This is a genomic window from Acetobacterium sp., from assembly GCF_030652775.1.
In the GTDB taxonomy this organism is placed as follows: domain Bacteria; phylum Bacillota; class Clostridia; order Eubacteriales; family Eubacteriaceae; genus Acetobacterium.
Genome location: NZ_JAUSPS010000091.1, coordinates 16,257 through 33,597 on the forward strand (window position 1 = coordinate 16,257; position 17,341 = coordinate 33,597).

A 17,341-nucleotide genomic window follows, 5' to 3' on the forward strand; every position below is an offset into this window, starting at 1 on the left:
TTTTTAATAACTTATCCACATATACACAGGCATCAGTTGATACTTATCATCCAAATGATCATAATCCTGTAAACAGGCGGTTTTGACTTCTATTTATGATGATTTTCGATATCATTGCCTGTTGATAAAAAATATTTTTTCTGAATTCACTGCCTTTTTTCGATTTTCCCTTTTATGTAAGCAAAATCTTTGCTATAATGTGTAGTTGTAGAGGACTATTTCTAATTAATTGTAATGATTCACCTGCCTCTAAAAGCTCCTTTATCATCCACGATTATGATGATAAAGTCAATGACCAAAAAATATTGCAATGAAATTACTTGCGAAAGCGATGGATACATATGAATAATGACAAAATCCAGCCGAGTAAATTGGATATTATTCTCGAAAAAAAACAGCATCTGGATGCCACCATCCAAGAATGCGAAATACGAATTGATGCAAAGCTGGCTTCACTCATTGATGACGGTTTCATTTCCCGTGAAGTGAACGCCGAGGTTTTTGAAGCAGCCATTCAGGATCCCTACCAACCCGGTGAACATTTTCTTTCCGGTGTTGATATCTCGGATGACGATGCTCTGGACCAAGCTGTTCTCAATTCCCGTCCTTTCGAAACTCGGACCAACCGGCTGGCTTTTGATGGTGATCGTCTCACCAATCAACCATCGCCGCTCAATGAGTCGGCTGGCTTTTCCACCCCCATCGGCGAAATCGAGGATGATGAAGAGCTGCCCACCTTGTCAAAGATACTGGGTCGAACCACCCCCTACGCTTATGAATCGGAGCGCACCGCCTCCATTTCCAGGGTGTCAGTCGAATCAAACGATGCTGATCAATCCACATCAAATACCGTTGACGCGATTCTCAAATCCAGATTTTCCGAAATGGCCGAAGCTCAGCCTCCTCCCGAAGCTGTGTTAGAAGCGCAGAAGCCCTCCCCGCCACCGGTCCTTAAACAAGCGCCGGAGGCCACTCCGGATAAACCGATTCTGACTGTGGCAGCGCCGGTTCAGGAAAAACCACTGCCACCAGAAAAAAGAAAGCCGGCGAAGACCAAAGATAAGGCTGCCAAACAGCAAAAGACCAAACCACCTAAAAAAACAAACCACCTTCCCCTGAAAAAGCCCAGCTTTACCGATATGGTGCCGCCGCTTGTTTTTTTCTTTATGGGACTGATGGTTTTTGGCGCTTTTCTGATTTTCACCGCTTCAGAATTTAATTTTATTGATTACAGTGTGGTGTTTATTTTATTCACCTGTCTGATCTTTACGATTGCCATGCCCTACGGCGCCAGTATCTTTTTTATGATCTTGTTGCTATGCAGTTATGTGGTTTTATCGCTCATTTCTGTTTTCTACCTTGACATTCCCTTTGAATTTTATCAGGTCGGCTGGCTGGTCGTGATTCCGATGATTTTATGGAGTTCTGCCTTATTGATCAGAAAGGTCCGGGAGCTTTTCCATTTCAAAAAAAATCTGGAGCAACAGATTGCTTCCTACGATAATCTGGAAGAAAGTCCGGGACTGACCATTGAAAAAGCATATTACAAGGATCTTAAATATGCCATGGATCGCGCTTCCCGAGGTGAAACCATTCTGACCCTCGAAATGATTACGGTTCGCCATCTTGACGAACTTAAAACCATGAACGGTTCACGGTTCTGGGACGAGATTCTCTATAAAACCTTAAAGATTATCAAGACCCATTGCTACAGCACCCACCTGATTTATATTCTCGATGGCAGTGTTTTTAGTATTCTCATGGAAAACACCTCCGTTAAAAATCAATTGCTGATTAATCAGGAGATTACCGATGCCTTCAATGCGCTGATTTCGGAATATGAAGCGATTGAACCTGATGTGAAGCTTAACATCGCATCGATTCCCTACACCCGGGATATTACCAATCCCTTCGACTATCGTGCCCTGGTCTTAAGACATCTAAAAAATTAAAGCAGAAACCGCGTGAGAGGTTTCTGCTTTTTTAGTGCTCTTTTAGTGCCCACAAAAATGAAGATAAAAAAGGATGCGCCGCAGCACATCCTTTTTACGTTTAGTTCATTTTAATAAACAATATAGGCTTCCAGGTTCTGTCGTCCAAATTGTATACAGGCTTCGTAGGAATCCATATAAATATCGACAATTCCTTCGGTTACCGCCCCGCCCCGATCTTCAACGGTATAGGTGGTGCCCATTGCCGGGATGTAAATCTTGGTACCAAAGGGCAGGCCGCTCCAGGCTGCTACCGTGTGGTTGGCGGTTGGCATCACACCCGATGCGGTGGCATTTCCAGTTGCCGTATAGGCCGTACACTGGATCACCGTTTTTACCGCACCTTCGGGAATCGTATTAGTGGTAGTTGCCGGAGCCGGAGTTTCGACCACTGGCGCCGGCACTGCCGCTGGGGCTTCGGTAACCGGTTTCTGAACCGCTGCCGGGGTTTCAACCACTGCCGGAGTTTCAGCTACCGGAGCCGGTGTCACAACAACGGCTTTGGTCCCAACTTCAACAATTTCAGGAATCGGTGCAGTGACAATCTCATCGTAAATAATCTCACGTTTGACTTCCACACCGTTTTCATAAAGCACCCGTTCAACCTGACTGGATTCTCCGTCAACGCCAACCTGGACAACCTTGGTTTTGCCAGCTTCCATTTCCGGATTGTCTTTCTTTTGAGTTGTGTAGGTAATAACCTGTCGGCTTGGCAGTTCAGCAACCTCAACTCGGATCACGTCAACTTCCTCCACATCTTCCAGGGCGGTTGACTGTCCCGGTTCGACCCGATCAAGGTCGCCCAGTTCAATCTTATACTCTTTAAGCAAATCGCCCACCGTTTTTGCTTCGGTCTGATAAATAATGGTTTTCCCATCAAATGACAGTTCGCCACTGGCTTTGCTTTTCACTTCGATATTATCAACGGCAAACAGCACCGAGTTGGTATCTACATTAACGGTATATTGATCGCCCAGTTCAATGCCATTGTTTTCCAGCACTTCGCCGACATTCTGGAACATGCCGCCGCTAAGCACTCTTTCCTTATCATCAACGGTTACTTTGATCTCCTTGGCAAAAACAAAGGAACTGGCCGTTCCCACCACACAGGTGATGATCACGCTGGCCATACCTATTTTAAGAAGTGACTTCTTTCTTTTGTTAGGATTTTTATTCTCTTTTTCTATCATAAAACCTCCATTACCATTTCAATCCTCAGATCGAAACTCCGTTTTGTTACAATTTCTTTACAAATCGATTGTACTTCATTTCTGGATAATTGTCAAGATTAGAATTTACTAATTGACTTTTCTTAATTTTTCATTTAGAATATATCCAATTAGATAAAAACAAACCGTTGATGCGGAGATAACGGTGGAAGATGCACTAACAGAGAGCGAGGTGGGCTGAGAGCCTTGCAGAACGCAATCCATCAAATGGACCGTTGAGGGCATGGTCAAAGGCTGACGCCGAGTATTCCATGACGTGACAACTACGTCAGTGTTGAGGAATATGTTAGTATTCTGCAGAGGCAGGTTTGATCCTGTGAAAAAAGGTGGCACCACGAGTCGTTATACTCGTCCTTTACGTTTAGTAGAGGACGAGTTTTTTGTATTTACAGGCAGCTGTCTGTAATGAGTTAACAACAGAAAGAAAGGAAACCGCCATGGAAAAGATACCTTATAAGATTTATTTAAGTGAAGATGAGATGCCGAAATACTGGTTCAATCTCCGGTCCAAAATGAAGGAGCTGCCTGAGCCTTTTGTGAATCCCGGCACCGGCGAATATTGCACCAAAGAGGAACTGCTTCCCGTATTCTGCGAAGAGCTGGTGGATCAGGAACTGAATACCACCGATGAGTACATCGAAATTCCTGAAGAAATCCAAAGTTTCTACAAAATGTTCCGGCCATCACCGCTGGTTCGGGCCTATTGTCTGGAAAAAGAATTGGACACTCCAGCCGAAATCTACTATAAGTATGAGGGTACCAACACCTCTGGTTCGCACAAACTGAATTCTGCTGCAGCCCAGGCCTACTATGCCAAAAAACAGGGTTTAACCTCATTAACCACCGAAACCGGGGCCGGACAATGGGGCACCGCCCTTTCCATGGCCTGTGCCTACTATAATCTGGATTTGTCTGTTTATATGGTTAAAGTTTCTGCCGAACAGAAACCCCACCGTCGGGCCGTCATGGAAACCTATGGGGCCAAGGTGATTGCATCCCCTTCCAACACCACCAACGCCGGACGAAAAATCTTAGCTGAAACCCCGGACACCAACGGATCGCTGGGCTGTGCGATCAGCGAAGCCATTGAAGTGGCCGTCACCACCGACAGTTGCAAATATGTTTTGGGCAGTGTCTTAAACCATGTCGGTCTGCACCAGTCCATTATCGGACTGGAAACCAAGATCGCCTGCGACAAATATGACATTAAACCGGATATCATCATCGGTTGTGCCGGCGGCGGCTCCAATTTACTGGGTCTGATTGCCCCTTTTATGGCTGACCGAATTGAAGGCAAAAATGACATTGACTTTTTGGCTGTCGAACCGGCGTCCTGCCCATCTTTAACCCGGGGACGTTATGCCCTGGATTTTGGTGACACCGGGAAAACCACGCCGTTGATTCGGATGTACACCCTGGGTAGCGGCTTCATGCCATCGCCCAACCACGCCGGCGGATTACGCTACCATGGTATGAGTCCGATTATTTCCAAGCTTTACCATGACGGCTATATCCGGGCCAAATCTTATACCCAAAATGAAGTCTTTGAGGCCGCCACTCGATTTGCCCGAATTGAAGGAATTTTACCCGCCCCTGAATCCGCCCATGCCATTAAAGCCGCCATTGACGAAGCGCTGGCCTGCAAAGAATCCGGGGAAAAGAAAACCATTATCTTTGGTTTAACCGGTACCGGCTACTTTGATATGACCGCTTATATGAATTACAATGCCGGCAATATGACCGATTATGTTCCCACTGACGAAGATCTTCAAGTCGGCTTTGACAGTCTGCCCCAGATCGAACAAAAATAATTACTTGCGATTAATTACATGAAATAAATTACTTACAAAACAAAAGCCGCCCGGTAATGGATGATTTCCATTACCGGGCGGCCTTTTTTGTGCTGATTATCGTAAGCGTCCCTGTTTTTTTAGGGCCGCCTTGACGGTCGGATAAAGATCAAAGTCGGTATGGGGCAGAAACCGGGCGGCATACATCCGCGAGATAAAATCGGTCGCCGCACCGAATTCCAGATATTCAATCCGTTCCTGCAGCATCGCGACCTCTTCCATTTTTTCGCCATTGGTTAACAGCGCATAGGCCCCCTTTAACGAACTGTTTCCTAATGAAACAAAACGTTCTCTCGGTAAATCAGGATAAAGGCCAATGGTGATCGCTGACTCCAGATTGATATAAGTTCCAAAGGCGCCGGAAATATATAAGCGATCGACGTCCAGCGGCTCCACGCCCAGTCGTTCCAGCAGATAGGCAACCATGGTGCTGGCGGCAGCTTTGGTATCGATGAACTGGCTCATATCACGCTGGGTAAAAAGCAGTTCTTCGCCATTGCCGGATTCTTCCCGACTGGCGTATAGCACCCCATATTCCCCATCACGAATGACGATCCGCGGGGATTTCTCGGGATTAAAGCGACCGGAAAAATCAATCCAGCCACTTAACAGCATCTGAGCAATCAGATCAACAATTCCGGATCCGCAAATGCCCAGCGGCCGCTGCCCGCCGATGGTTGTCAGCCTGAGTTCATCTTTGGCAATGATGACTGAGTCCACGGCACCCGCAGTGGCCTTCATGCCATTTTTACTGATGCCGCCTTCCAGTGCCGGTCCGGCCGCTCCGGCTCCGGCCACCAGAAAACTCTTGTTTCCTAACACCATTTCGCCATTGGTGCCAATATCGATAAATAGACCCAATTCATCTTTTTCGTGAAGACCCGCCACCAGCAACCCACTGACGGTATCGCCGCCTAAATAGTTGGCCACCGAGGGCAGACAATAAAGATAGCCCCTGGTATTGAGACCAAGATCCTGGGCCTCCAGATAACCGGTATGGTTAAACACCGGCGCGAAGGGATATTCAAAAACAGGCCAGGGATCAATACCCAATAAAAAGTGGATCATCGTCGTATTGCCGGAAACAACCATCATACAAGATTCCTCAGCATTGATCCCGGTCACTTCTTCCAGCCGATGAAGCAGCGCATTAAAGGTGCTGACAGTTGCTTGCTGCACCGCGATGAGATGATCAGGTTTATTTTTGGCGTAAAAGATGCGGCTGAGAATATCATCGCCATACTGGATCTGATGGTTTAAGATACTTTCTTCGCCCAGTACCCTACCGGTATTCAGATCCACCATCTTCATGGCCACTGAGGTACTGCCTAAATCCACCGCTACGCCATAATGACGATGCCGCTGATCCCCTGATTCCAGTTCCACCAGCTCCCAGGTGGTGCCGTTTTTTACCAGGGTCAGACTAATCTCCCAATTGGCCTCCCGGCACAGCGGGTATACTTTTTTCAACAGATGACGAGAAAAACGCACCGCCCCATATTCCTGGGTCAATGCGTTCAGAATGCGTTCCTGGTCACCAATAATATCACCGTTTCCCGGCGGAGAAATTTTTAAAAATATCTTTCTGGTTAATGCATGAATCTTCTGATCTCCCATACCCACCTCAAATTTTTCAGTTTTTAATGACTGCCACTGACGGTTCCATATTTCCAACCGCTGATGCCGCCAAGATTATAAATGTTCTGATATCCCATCTTGACCAGTTGACTGGCAGCATTTTGGGATCTGCCACCGCTTAAGCAATAAACAAAGATGGTGGCATTTTTATCCGGTAAGAATTCAGCCACTGTCTGAATCTGACTTAATGGCAGATTAATGCTGTTTGGAATATGCTGATTGGCATACTCGGCTTTTTCTCTGACATCGAGTAGTACAATCGGTTCATTGGCATCCAATCGTTTTTTAGCCTCATCTGGGGATATTCTTTTAACCGAATTTTTAGATTCTGATTTTCTTGATAATAAGTTTAACATAATAATACCTTCCTTTAAATCATTTATTGGTGTAAATTTTAAATCTTCTTTGTTATGTCTCTATCTTATCGCCTTTCCCAAGTTTTTTCTGTGATGATGTCACATAAATTATAAAAATATCCGAAGAATTTTTCAGCCATTAATCAGCGCCTGTTCACGTAATAAACACTTAGCAATATTATCCTATTTATATTATAATTAGAAAAAGAGGTGAAGTGGATGTATAAGATATTAATAACTGATGATGAAGAAAAAATCAGAGCACTGATAAAAAAATATGCAATCTTTGAAGGTCATACGGCTGTTGAAGCCTCCAACGGGATGGAAGCCGTAGAACTGTGCCGCAAAGAAGCTTTTGACATTATTATTATGGATATCATGATGCCGGAGCTGGATGGTTTTTCTGCTGTCAAAGAAATTCGAAAAACCCAAAATATTCCGGTGTTAATGCTTTCGGCTCGGGGTGAAGAATATGATAAGATTCATGGCTTTGAGCTGGGCATTGACGATTATGTGGTGAAGCCCTTTTCGCCCAAAGAATTAATGATGCGTATTGATGCGATTATGAAGCGGGCCGCCCGGGATCAGCCCCAGGAGCACGACATCTTTGTGAAAGACGGCCTGACCGCTGACTTTACGGCCAGAAGAATCCTCATCGATGACGAAAACATTGAGATGTCGCCAAAAGAATTTGACCTGATTTTTTATATGATCCGGAACAAAAATATCGCCTTAACCCGGGAAAAACTGATTACTGAGGTTTGGGGCTATGATTTCTACGGAGATGACCGGACCCTGGATACCCACATAAAATTACTCCGCAAAAGCCTCGGAGAATATGCCGGACTGATCACCACCCTCCGGGGAGTGGGCTACCGGTTTGAAGGTTAGGCCATTGAAAAAAAACAAGCTATCATCTCAGAAAAAAAACAAACCCCAACAAATCAGTATCAAATGGAAAATTTTTCTTTTTCTGCTCGGCTTTTGTGGTGTATTACTGATGCTGCTCTGGTTATTTCAGGTTGTTTTTTTGAACAGTTTTTATAAAGAGATCAAAATCAATGCCATCAAAGCGACTGCCAATACTATTGAAAAGAGTATTAATGAAGAAAACATTGAAACCATCATTTCCACTATTTCAGAAAACAACGATATTTGTGTTCTCGTTTTATCAAGTTCAGGCGATACCCTTTATTCTTCGCATGTTGTCAAGGGATGCCTGATCCATAGTAAACCAGACTTTGATGAAAAAGCCCTGCCCTCAGAGGTGACCAATAATGACGGCGAATTGTTTCAATATTACAATCATGATGGTTACAGCAGAGAAACCGAACCAGAGCCCGCACCCGATTCTGATGCGACTCAAACTGATAACACGCAAACTCAGGATAAACCGCCAGCGGAAGAAAAAGAGAAAGAAAAAGATACCCTTATTTACTCTAAAACTATCATCAACGCCAACGATGAGGAATTAACCCTGGTGCTTAACTCAATGATTTCTCCGGTGAATGCCACGGTTAATACCCTGCGGGTACAACTTTATTATATTACCGCTTTTATGATTCTGTTTTCGGTTATCCTGGCCCTGGTGATTGCCAAATGGATCTCTCGTCCGATTGAAGCCATCAACAACAGCGCCAAAATGCTCGCCACCGGCGACTATTCCACCCGGTTCAAGGGCACTGGTTATAAAGAAATTGCTGAGCTCTCCGACACGCTCAACTATACCGCCAAAGAGCTTTCCAAAGTTGAGTTGCTGCGTCAGGAGTTAATTGCCAATATCTCCCACGATTTACGCACCCCGTTAACCCTGATCAGCGGATATGCCGAAGCGATGCGAGATTTACCCGATGAAAACAATTCCGAAAATGCCCAGATTATTGTCGATGAAACCAAACGGTTAACCACCCTAGTCAATGACGTCATGGATATTTCCAAGCTGCAAACCGGCAATATCAGCATCCATCGCCAACCCTATAATCTAACAGCCAGCCTGGGTGACTCGATTAACCGGATGAATAAACTGATGGAAATGGATGGCTACGAGATTGATTTTATCGCTGACCGGCAAGTTACCCTGGCGGCCGATGAAACCCGGATTTCCCAGGCCTTTTACAACCTGTTGACCAATGCCATCAACTATACCGGCGAGGATAAAAAAATCACCGTCACCCAAACTATTTTCCCAAACCCGGCCGATGACCTGGCCGACTGGGTCAAAATAGAAGTGGCTGATTCCGGCGAAGGGATTGCCGCAGAAGACCTTCCCTACATCTGGGATCGCTATTACAAGGTTGATAAAACCCACAAGCGAGCGGTCACCGGTACCGGTCTGGGCCTGTCCATTGTCAAATCGATCCTCGATATGCACCACGGTGATTATGGCGTCACCTCAAAACTCAATGAAGGCTCGGTTTTCTGGTTTACTTTAAAAATTTAATACCGCTTCAAAAAAAGATGCACCTTTGGTGTATCTTTTTTTTATTTTCAGAATGTTCACAAAAAAAACACAAAGTTAACAAACGCTTAACAAACTGGTCGAGTATACTTTAGAAAAGCAGCGATATTAAATAAAAAACTTTATGGAGGTACTAACAATGATCACTAAAACTTTTAAACGCTTTGAAAATAAATATCAGTTAAACGAAAGCCAACTCAAACAACTGATGCCAATGCTGTTAACCCAAATGAAACCAGATGCCTACACATCCAAAAATGACGGCTATTCCATTTACAATATCTATTATGATACGGATAACTACGATATCATCCGCCATTCCCTTTCCAAACCCTATTACAAAGAAAAGCTCCGGTTACGAAGCTATGCCATCCCTACCTCTCCCGATGATCAGGTTTTTCTGGAACTGAAAAAGAAAATCGGCGGGGTTGTCAACAAGCGCCGGGCTACCCTCAGCCTCAACGAGGCATCCCGCTTTATTTCCAAATTGGAATACCCCAAAGAAATCAATACCATGAATCAGTTGGTACTGGAAGAAATTGAATTTTTCTTAAAAAACCATCCGGTGACCCCTAAAACCTACATTGGCTATGAACGGATTGCCTTTGTCGGAAAAGACGACCCTGAACTGCGGGTAACCTTTGACTACAACTTAAAAAGCCGGCAGCATAGTCTGTCCCTGGACAAAGGGGATTTCGGACATTTTCTGATCCCCGCGGATCAATATCTGATGGAGGTTAAAATTCTGGGGGCCATCCCGCTGTGGCTGACTCATGCCCTGTCCGAACTGGAAATATACAGCAGCAGTTTTTCAAAATACGGAAAAGCCTATAAAGATTACCGCCAGCAGAGTATCGGCAAACTGATCAACCTACCGATTTACACCAATAATAATATCAATAATAAATTGACACCCTGTGTTAATAACTAAAGGAGAACATCATGATTGAATCACTCTTTTCAACCACCCTCACCGAAACCCTGACCATCCAAACGGCCTTAAGTGTCATTTTTGCTTCCCTGTTCATGGGTTTGTTTATCAGCTTTGTCTACACCCGAACCCGGGGCAAAGACGGTTATTCCCCCGGCTTTGTGGTCACCCTGATCATGCTGCCAGCGATTATCGCCATCATCATTCTGTTAGTCGGCAACAACGTCGCCCGGGCCTTCAGTCTGGCCGGTGCCTTCAGCCTGATCCGCTTCAGAAGTGCGCCTGGCGATCCCATCGATATCTCCTATGTATTCTTTACCCTGGCAGTAGGTCTGGCCTGTGGTATGGGTTATATTTTCTATGGCGCCATCTTTGCGATTATTCTTTGCACCGTGATGGTGATCATCAACATCACCAAATACGGCAAACCCAAAGTTAAAAACATGCAATTAAAAATCACCATTCCTGAGGATATTGATTTTCAGAACTGTTTTGATGATATTTTGAAACAATATACCGTCAGTCACAAAATTCAACGGGTTAAAACCAGTGACTTTGGTGCCCTCTTTGAAATTATCTATTGTATCTGCCTGAAAAATGATGCAGATCAAAAGGAATTCATTGACAAGTTACGGTGTCGAAACGGCAACTTAAGCATTGTCCTCAATACTGAAGTCATCGATGAAAAAGTTTATATATAATTTTTTATCGTAAAAAAAAACTATTCCTTAACCATTTGAATGCAATTGTCCGCCATATTAGTGCAATTGTGTTTGAATGGTTTATTTCTTATCTATCTGTCGTCAAAATGAAAACAAAACTAACTAACGTCACTGTATATGTTTTCATCCAGTCATATCCAGACTCTATTGACAATCTTCGTATTTGATTTATAATGATAAAGTAAGTTTTTAGTCGAATGTAAGGCTGAATTGATAATTTTCAATGGTGCAAATTGTCATAAGAAATTTACACATTTTACAAAAAAGAATTTTCAAGGGGGAAAATTTATGAATCTTCAACGACCTAATGGCAATGATGCCACCGGTACCTTCAACCGTTCTAAAAGTATTGTCCCATGTTCTGGTCTCTGTTCACGCTGTGTGGATGGATGTCGCGGAAATTGTGAAGTTTTCAAAGCCACTTTCCGAGGCCGGGAACTAATTTATCCAGGTCCTTTCGGTGATGTAACCGCTGGCGGTGACAAAGACTATCCTGTCGATTATTCCCATCTTAATATTCAAGGTTATGCCCTGGGTGCCAAAGGTTTGCCTAACGGCGAAGTGGGCACACCTGACAACGCCCGTTTCCCAAATGTCAGCACCGAATGTGCTTATGGTTGGGATAGCAAAGTAGCCATGAACGTTCCGATTTTTACCGGCGCTCTGGGATCTACTGAAATCGCCCGTAAAAACTGGGATCACTTTGCCGTAGGTGCTGCTGTTTCCGGCGTTACCATCGTCTGTGGTGAAAACGTCTGCGGAATTGACCCACGTCTGGTTCTGGACAAAAACAATATGGTTATCGAAGCGCCTGATATGGATCGCCGTATCGAAGCCTATAAAAAATATCACACCGGCAAAGGCGAAATCCTGATCCAGATGAACGTTGAAGATACCCGTCTGGGTGTTGCTGAATATATCATTAACAAACATAAAATTGAAACCATTGAGCTGAAATGGGGTCAGGGCGCTAAATGTATCGGTGGCGAAATTAAAGTTAATACCATCGAACGGGCCATGGAGCTTCAAAAACGTGGCTACATCGTCACTCCTGATCCAATGGATCCCGTTATTCAGGCCGCCTTTAATGATGGCGCTATTCACGAATTTGAACGACACAGCCGTCTGGGTTTTATCAGTGAAGATGGTTTTATGGCCGAGGTTGAACGTTTAAGAGCCTTAGGTTATAAACGGATCACCTTAAAAACCGGCGCATACGGTTTAAGAGAACTGGCGATGGCTATGAAATGGTGTTCTAAAGCTAAAATCGACCTGTTAACCATTGACGGCGCTCCCGGCGGAACCGGGATGAGCCCCTGGAGAATGATGGAAGAATGGGGTATGCCTTCAATTTACCTGCATTCAGCCGCTGTAGAATTTGCTCAAATTCTAGAATCCCAGGGCGAACGCGTTCCTGATCTGGCTTTTGCTGGTGGATTCAGCAGCGAAGACGGTGTTTTCAAAGCTTTAGCACTTGGTGCCCCTTACGTTAAAGCCGTTTGTATGGGCCGGGCCCTGATGATTCCCGGGATGGTTGGAAAAAACATCGACCAGTGGATGAAAGAAAACAACCTGCCTAAAACAGTCAGTGAATTCGGTTCTACACCTGAAGAGATTTTTGTCTGCTACGAAGCAGTCAAAGAAATCGTCGGTGCTAAAGAAATTAAAAACATTCCTTTGGGAGCCATCGGGATCTACAGCTACTCTGACAAAATCCGGGTTGGTTTACAACAGTTAATGGCCGGTGCCCGCTGCTTTAATACTGACAGCATCACCCGCAACGAACTGATGTCCCTGACTGAAGAGTGTGCCAAAGTAACCAAGATTCCTTACCTGATGGAATGTGGTCGTGAAGAAGCCCTTTCTATTTTAAAAGGCTAGGCAGTATTAACTAAATAATTTTTTTCTCAGCCTTCTGAATTTATCTTAAAGATAAGTTCAGAAGGCTGTTTTAATTTGCTATTTTATTGATCCACATGTAAAATGAAAGTACTTAATCAAAAAGTAATTATTCAATCAAAAGGAGACCAATCATGGGATTAAAAGATCTATTTAAAGATGTTACCGATCTGGCCAAGGAAAGTATTGATTCAATTCAAACAGAAATTGCCCTGAAAAAAGAAGAACAGGAACGATTGCGAGCAGAAATGGATCAGCGGATCAAAGCCTATACCGCTACCCTGGTGGAGCAGCTTCTTAATCCAGTGGATGCCCCTGCCAGCTCCCTGATCAATGCCGGGGATGATGAAGTCGTCGAATTTACCAGGAATTTCTGTGAACAACTGTTATTGCCAGCCAACAGCCCGGCGGCGACCAAAATCGACATGTACCCCTATGAAGAAAAGGCCTTAAAAAATATATTAAAAACTTTTCCAACCTACAATATGCAAGAAAAGTTCTTATTCCAATTTAAAGATTCCAAAGGTCAAATCCTGTTACTGACCACCAGCAACTTTTATTTTAAAATTCAGTTCCCGGAGAACCTGTCATTTTTTGCGGTGAGCTCCATTCCCAGCGAAAAGCTCTTTTGCCTAACCATTAATAAGGGCGATGAGGACTGTGCCCTCCTTGTTAATGCCATCACCCTGATCACCACTCCGGCTGAAGAAATCAAAACCATTGATATCATCACTTTAACTGAATATCTATGGCGCCTGACCAATAATGATTTTGTCATTGATGATGCCCAGGTTGATGCCTTCATCGCTACCAAACTGGACCCCACCACACGAGAGATTGTCAAAAGCTTTCTCGAGCCTGATGAAAAACTGGTCTATTTTGCCTGGGGACTGGGCAGCCTGGTCTCAAAGAAGTTCATCACTTGTACCAACCGTAAAATTGTTCTCTACGACCGGGATTTGAGCTCAAAGAAAAGTTTTCCCTACGACCAGATTTTGTCCCTGACCACCCAACCCAGTACCGTTTCTTTTCTGGACCTGTCCCTAACCCTGGGGATGAACCCCAATGATATGGAGATAAAAACGACTGATGCCATCGAAACCATCAGTATCCTCTATGCCCGGGAAGCCGAACGGGTCATCCAGATTTATAATGCCCATAAACCACAAGGGGGCGCTCCAACAGCCCCGGATCAGTCTGCTACTGGGCCGTCCCAAACAGTCACCGCAACTGCCGAACCAGCCCCGGAAGATCCCATTGCGATGATCGAAAAATTGGCGGGTTTGAAAGAAAAGGGGATCATCAGCGAGGAAGAATTCAACCAGAAAAAACAGGAATTGCTGGCTAAATTATAAAAACATCTTCGCTCCATTATTTAAGCCAATTTAAAATAGAGACAGTCACAGAATGTGATTCGTCTCTATTTTTGTTCATCAAAAACCTAATTTATTCAGTTCTAGTCATCCCAAAACCAATAACTACCGTAACATCAATATTGTTTTTCATCTGAACATCTCGATATTAATACTTATCCACTTCCAACTCGTCTAAAATGATCTGGGGTTGAGATGAAACCTCTTTTTTACTGATTGCCCTTTCTTTTTTCTGATTGGTCTGATCTTTAAGTTTAAATGCACCAACCATTACTTTCAGCATTTCTGCCTGTCCGGATAACTCTTCACTCGAAGCCGCACTTTCTTCGGCCGTTGCGGAATTGGTTTGAACAACCTGAGAAACCTGCTCAATCCCTTGAGTAATCTGGGCAATTTCTGATGCCTGATCGTTAGACGCCCTAGCGATATTTCCGACTAAGCTGGTTACTTTTTCAATTTCGTCTAATATTTCTTTAAGACTTTCCGCTGTTTCATCAGCAATTTTTGTCCCTACCCCAACTTTTTCGATGGATCCCTCAATCAGGCCGGTTGTTTCCTTGGCCGCTTCGGCACTTCGAGCTGCTAGAGTTCGGACTTCTTCCGCCACCACCGCAAAACCTTTGCCATGTTGCCCGGCTCGAGCCGCCTCAACGGCAGCATTCAGTGCCAAAATATTGGTCTGGAAGGCAATATCATCAATTACTTTAATAATTTTGGAAATATTATTGGATGATTCGTCAATATCACCCATAGCCGAAATCATTTTTTTCATTTGTCGATTGCCTACTTCCGCATTTTTCCGGACTCTGACCGTCAGTTCATTAGCATCATTGGCCCGGACGGCATTCTGTTTTGTTTCACCCGCTACTTCTTCAATAGAGGCGGTTAATTCCTGAATGGAGCTGGCCTGTTCGGTAGTTCCCTGAGCCAGCGCCTGACCACCATCAGAAATCTGTCTGGCTCCAAGTTCCACCTGAGCCGCTGCATCATCGATATCTGACATAGTTGTGCTCAAGCTTGAACTGATTCCATTCAACGCTTCCTTGATCGCCTGGAAGTCGCCCCGATAAACAGAGTTTATTTCCTGATCCAGGTTTCCTTGACTTATTTCTTCAAGTGTACTGGTAATTTCCTTGACGTAACCCTTCAAATTGGTAATGGTCTGGTTCATATCTTCTTTAATAATGGCATGATCACCCTGATAGTCACCATTCATTTGCGTATTCAGATTTCCGGCTGCTAATTCTTTCAGCGTTTCTGATGCTTCGTTAATTGGACGAATGATCGCATCTAATGTCTTGTTGAATCCCTCAATGACTTTTGCATACTCGCCTGAGAATCGCGTTTGATCACCTCTGAAACTCAAATCACCCGTAACTGCCGTGATTGTCATTTTTTGAGTCTCTTCTACCAATAAAACGATATTTTCCATCATTCCAATCAGGCTTGGGATCAGCGTATCTTTTTCACTTCTATTTCCGATTGCCTTCAATTCACTGAGATCACTGAGTTCACCGGCTTCAATGTGATTGGCAATATTAACAATCTTCACCAACTGACCGTGAACAGCGTTAATCCCTTCACCGATTTCTCCATATATTCCCATGTATTGATTCTCAATGTTTTGGCTCAAGTCATTTTTACTCATTAGCGTAAGGATCCGATTGCCTTCTTGTAAAGCCCCTAATCCGTCGATACACGCATTAATGCTTTGTTTCAGTTTGTCAAAATCACCTTCATAGGATTTTTTGATCTTGTCAGGAATTTCCCCCTGACCAATCTGATTCACATATTCGGCAGCTATATTGAGGGGACCCACAACCGCATCGAGGGTCGCATTGACACCTTCGACAATATCCCTGAAGCCCCCGGCAAATGCTTCTGCATTGCCTCGTGTTTCTAATTTTCCCGCTACTGCTGCCTGCGACAATCGAGTTGATTCCTGAATTAAATTACGAATCGTTTCAATGGTCCGTTTCAGTGCCGGAGTGATCTCATCCAAATCATCTTTTTCTTCAATATTAGCAGATACATCCCCAGCTGAAATTTGATTCATGGCACCGATCACCTTATTCTGAAGATCGTCGGCAAATGCATCCATGGTTATTGCCATTTCGCCGATTTCATCCTGCGAATCCAAATTTAAACGAATACCAAGATGACCTTTTCCCATTTCTTTGATCATATGGTTAATGTTGGCAATGGGTTTAGTGATGGAAGTTGAAAGCTTATATAAGATAAATCCTAGAACAAGAAAAACAATCAACCCCGCAAGGGCAATAAGTAAAATATTTTTAGTGATTGCCGATTGAACGGCACGCATGGAATATCCAATATTCAATGCGCCCTGGTTTTCCCCATTTATGACAACCGGATATAAGACATCATAAACATTGGTATTTTCTGGTTCATAAAAAAATTCTCTTGCACTCATTTCGCCTTCAAGTGCGACCATTTTAACGTTCACATCATCCTGATAGCCTTTGCCGAGATTATCCTTGTTACTATCAGCAACCCCGATTAAGCCCTTGTCAATAAAACTGGCATAAACAATGCTTTCATCCGATGCCAATTCATCAATCAATGCCTGATAGCCAAACTTTTCTGTTAATTCTAGTACTCGGTCAGCCGATACCCCGGCCTGAACAAATTCACCAGTGCTGCTCCGCACATAACCATATTTAAAGTTCTCATCGGTTTCCGTGCTCTTCCTAATTTCTTCCATCAACTCCGGTGCACCGCTGATCATAAAATTATGAATGGGATCCCCCGGCTCCGCCTTCCATCCTAGGTATTCACCATTGGCAGCATTGATGATCTCTCCGCCGACGTTATACCAATAAATGTGATCAATTCCCGTTTCCGCTGCAAGTTGTGTTAAGTAGACATCATTA

Annotated in this window: 12 protein-coding genes; 8 read left to right on the forward strand and 4 right to left on the reverse strand. The window is 44.1% G+C overall.

Features of this window, described 5'->3' with window-relative positions:
• Nucleotides 1-341: 341 nt before the first annotated feature.
• Nucleotides 342-1,952 carry a hypothetical protein gene (locus Q7J41_RS15915; RefSeq protein ID WP_304889419.1) on the forward strand — a complete coding sequence of 537 codons (1,611 nt, stop codon included), beginning with the start codon at nucleotides 342-344 and terminating at the stop codon, nucleotides 1,950-1,952.
• A 110-nt stretch (nucleotides 1,953-2,062) separates the two neighbouring features.
• Here the strand turns inward: Q7J41_RS15915 and Q7J41_RS15920 are convergent, their stop codons facing one another.
• The gene (locus Q7J41_RS15920; protein WP_304889420.1) at nucleotides 2,063-3,181 is read right to left on the reverse strand and encodes a 3D domain-containing protein; all 1,119 of its coding nucleotides are present in this window, start codon (nucleotides 3,179-3,181) and stop codon (nucleotides 2,063-2,065) included.
• 476 nt (nucleotides 3,182-3,657) lie between these two features.
• Here Q7J41_RS15920 and Q7J41_RS15925 point away from each other — a divergent pair, with 476 nt between their 5' ends.
• Nucleotides 3,658-5,031: a TrpB-like pyridoxal phosphate-dependent enzyme gene (locus Q7J41_RS15925; RefSeq protein WP_304889421.1), complete on the forward strand. Its 1,374-nt coding sequence runs from the start codon at nucleotides 3,658-3,660 to the stop codon at nucleotides 5,029-5,031.
• Between the two features lie 96 nt (nucleotides 5,032-5,127).
• Here Q7J41_RS15925 and Q7J41_RS15930 read toward each other — a convergent pair whose 3' ends face one another.
• Together Q7J41_RS15930 and Q7J41_RS15935 are read right to left on the reverse strand one after the other, a co-directional pair.
• Nucleotides 5,128-6,687, reverse strand: a complete 1,560-nt coding sequence (locus Q7J41_RS15930) for an ASKHA domain-containing protein (protein WP_304889422.1) — start codon at nucleotides 6,685-6,687, stop codon at nucleotides 5,128-5,130.
• A gap of 23 nt (nucleotides 6,688-6,710) precedes the next feature.
• Entirely contained in the window at nucleotides 6,711-7,064 is a 354-nt protein-coding gene (locus tag Q7J41_RS15935; protein WP_304889423.1) for a rhodanese-like domain-containing protein, read from the reverse strand.
• 219 nt (nucleotides 7,065-7,283) lie between these two features.
• Between Q7J41_RS15935 and Q7J41_RS15940 the strand changes: the two genes are divergently transcribed.
• From Q7J41_RS15940 to Q7J41_RS15965, 6 genes are all read left to right on the forward strand, one after another.
• A complete protein-coding gene (locus Q7J41_RS15940; protein WP_304889424.1) occupies nucleotides 7,284-7,955 on the forward strand; it encodes a response regulator transcription factor in 672 nt (223 codons plus the stop codon).
• Nucleotides 7,956-7,959: 4 nt separating this feature from the next.
• On the forward strand, nucleotides 7,960-9,504 hold the full coding sequence (locus Q7J41_RS15945) for a cell wall metabolism sensor histidine kinase WalK (RefSeq protein ID WP_304889425.1): 1,545 nt from the start codon (nucleotides 7,960-7,962) through the stop codon (nucleotides 9,502-9,504).
• A 157-nt stretch (nucleotides 9,505-9,661) separates the two neighbouring features.
• On the forward strand, nucleotides 9,662-10,453 hold the full coding sequence (locus tag Q7J41_RS15950; protein WP_304889426.1) for a polyphosphate polymerase domain-containing protein: 792 nt from the start codon (nucleotides 9,662-9,664) through the stop codon (nucleotides 10,451-10,453).
• A gap of 11 nt (nucleotides 10,454-10,464) precedes the next feature.
• Nucleotides 10,465-11,154 (forward strand): DUF4956 domain-containing protein, encoded by a 690-nt coding sequence (locus tag Q7J41_RS15955; RefSeq protein ID WP_304889427.1) that lies wholly within the window; start codon nucleotides 10,465-10,467, stop codon nucleotides 11,152-11,154.
• A 309-nt stretch (nucleotides 11,155-11,463) separates the two neighbouring features.
• Nucleotides 11,464-13,056, forward strand: coding sequence for an FMN-binding glutamate synthase family protein (locus tag Q7J41_RS15960; protein WP_304889428.1), 1,593 nt, complete (start codon nucleotides 11,464-11,466; stop codon nucleotides 13,054-13,056).
• A 152-nt stretch (nucleotides 13,057-13,208) separates the two neighbouring features.
• Nucleotides 13,209-14,429 (forward strand): SHOCT domain-containing protein, encoded by a 1,221-nt coding sequence (locus Q7J41_RS15965; protein ID WP_304889429.1) that lies wholly within the window; start codon nucleotides 13,209-13,211, stop codon nucleotides 14,427-14,429.
• A 166-nt stretch (nucleotides 14,430-14,595) separates the two neighbouring features.
• On the opposite strand, the gene Q7J41_RS15970 is transcribed toward Q7J41_RS15965, so the two are convergent.
• Entirely contained in the window at nucleotides 14,596-17,301 is a 2,706-nt protein-coding gene (locus tag Q7J41_RS15970) for a methyl-accepting chemotaxis protein (RefSeq protein ID WP_304889431.1), read from the reverse strand.
• Between the last annotated feature and the right edge of the window lie 40 nt (nucleotides 17,302-17,341).

Coding starts and splice junctions, on each gene's coding strand:
- Q7J41_RS15915 (WP_304889419.1), top strand. CDS start 342: ATGAATAATGACAAAATCCAGCCGAGTAAATTGGATATTATTCTCGAA.
- Q7J41_RS15920 (WP_304889420.1), bottom strand. CDS start 3,181: ATGATAGAAAAAGAGAATAAAAATCCTAACAAAAGAAAGAAGTCACTT.
- Q7J41_RS15925 (WP_304889421.1), top strand. CDS start 3,658: ATGGAAAAGATACCTTATAAGATTTATTTAAGTGAAGATGAGATGCCG.
- Q7J41_RS15930 (WP_304889422.1), bottom strand. CDS start 6,687: ATGGGAGATCAGAAGATTCATGCATTAACCAGAAAGATATTTTTAAAA.
- Q7J41_RS15935 (WP_304889423.1), bottom strand. CDS start 7,064: ATGTTAAACTTATTATCAAGAAAATCAGAATCTAAAAATTCGGTTAAA.
- Q7J41_RS15940 (WP_304889424.1), top strand. CDS start 7,284: ATGTATAAGATATTAATAACTGATGATGAAGAAAAAATCAGAGCACTG.
- Q7J41_RS15950 (WP_304889426.1), top strand. CDS start 9,662: ATGATCACTAAAACTTTTAAACGCTTTGAAAATAAATATCAGTTAAAC.
- Q7J41_RS15955 (WP_304889427.1), top strand. CDS start 10,465: ATGATTGAATCACTCTTTTCAACCACCCTCACCGAAACCCTGACCATC.
- Q7J41_RS15960 (WP_304889428.1), top strand. CDS start 11,464: ATGAATCTTCAACGACCTAATGGCAATGATGCCACCGGTACCTTCAAC.
- Q7J41_RS15965 (WP_304889429.1), top strand. CDS start 13,209: ATGGGATTAAAAGATCTATTTAAAGATGTTACCGATCTGGCCAAGGAA.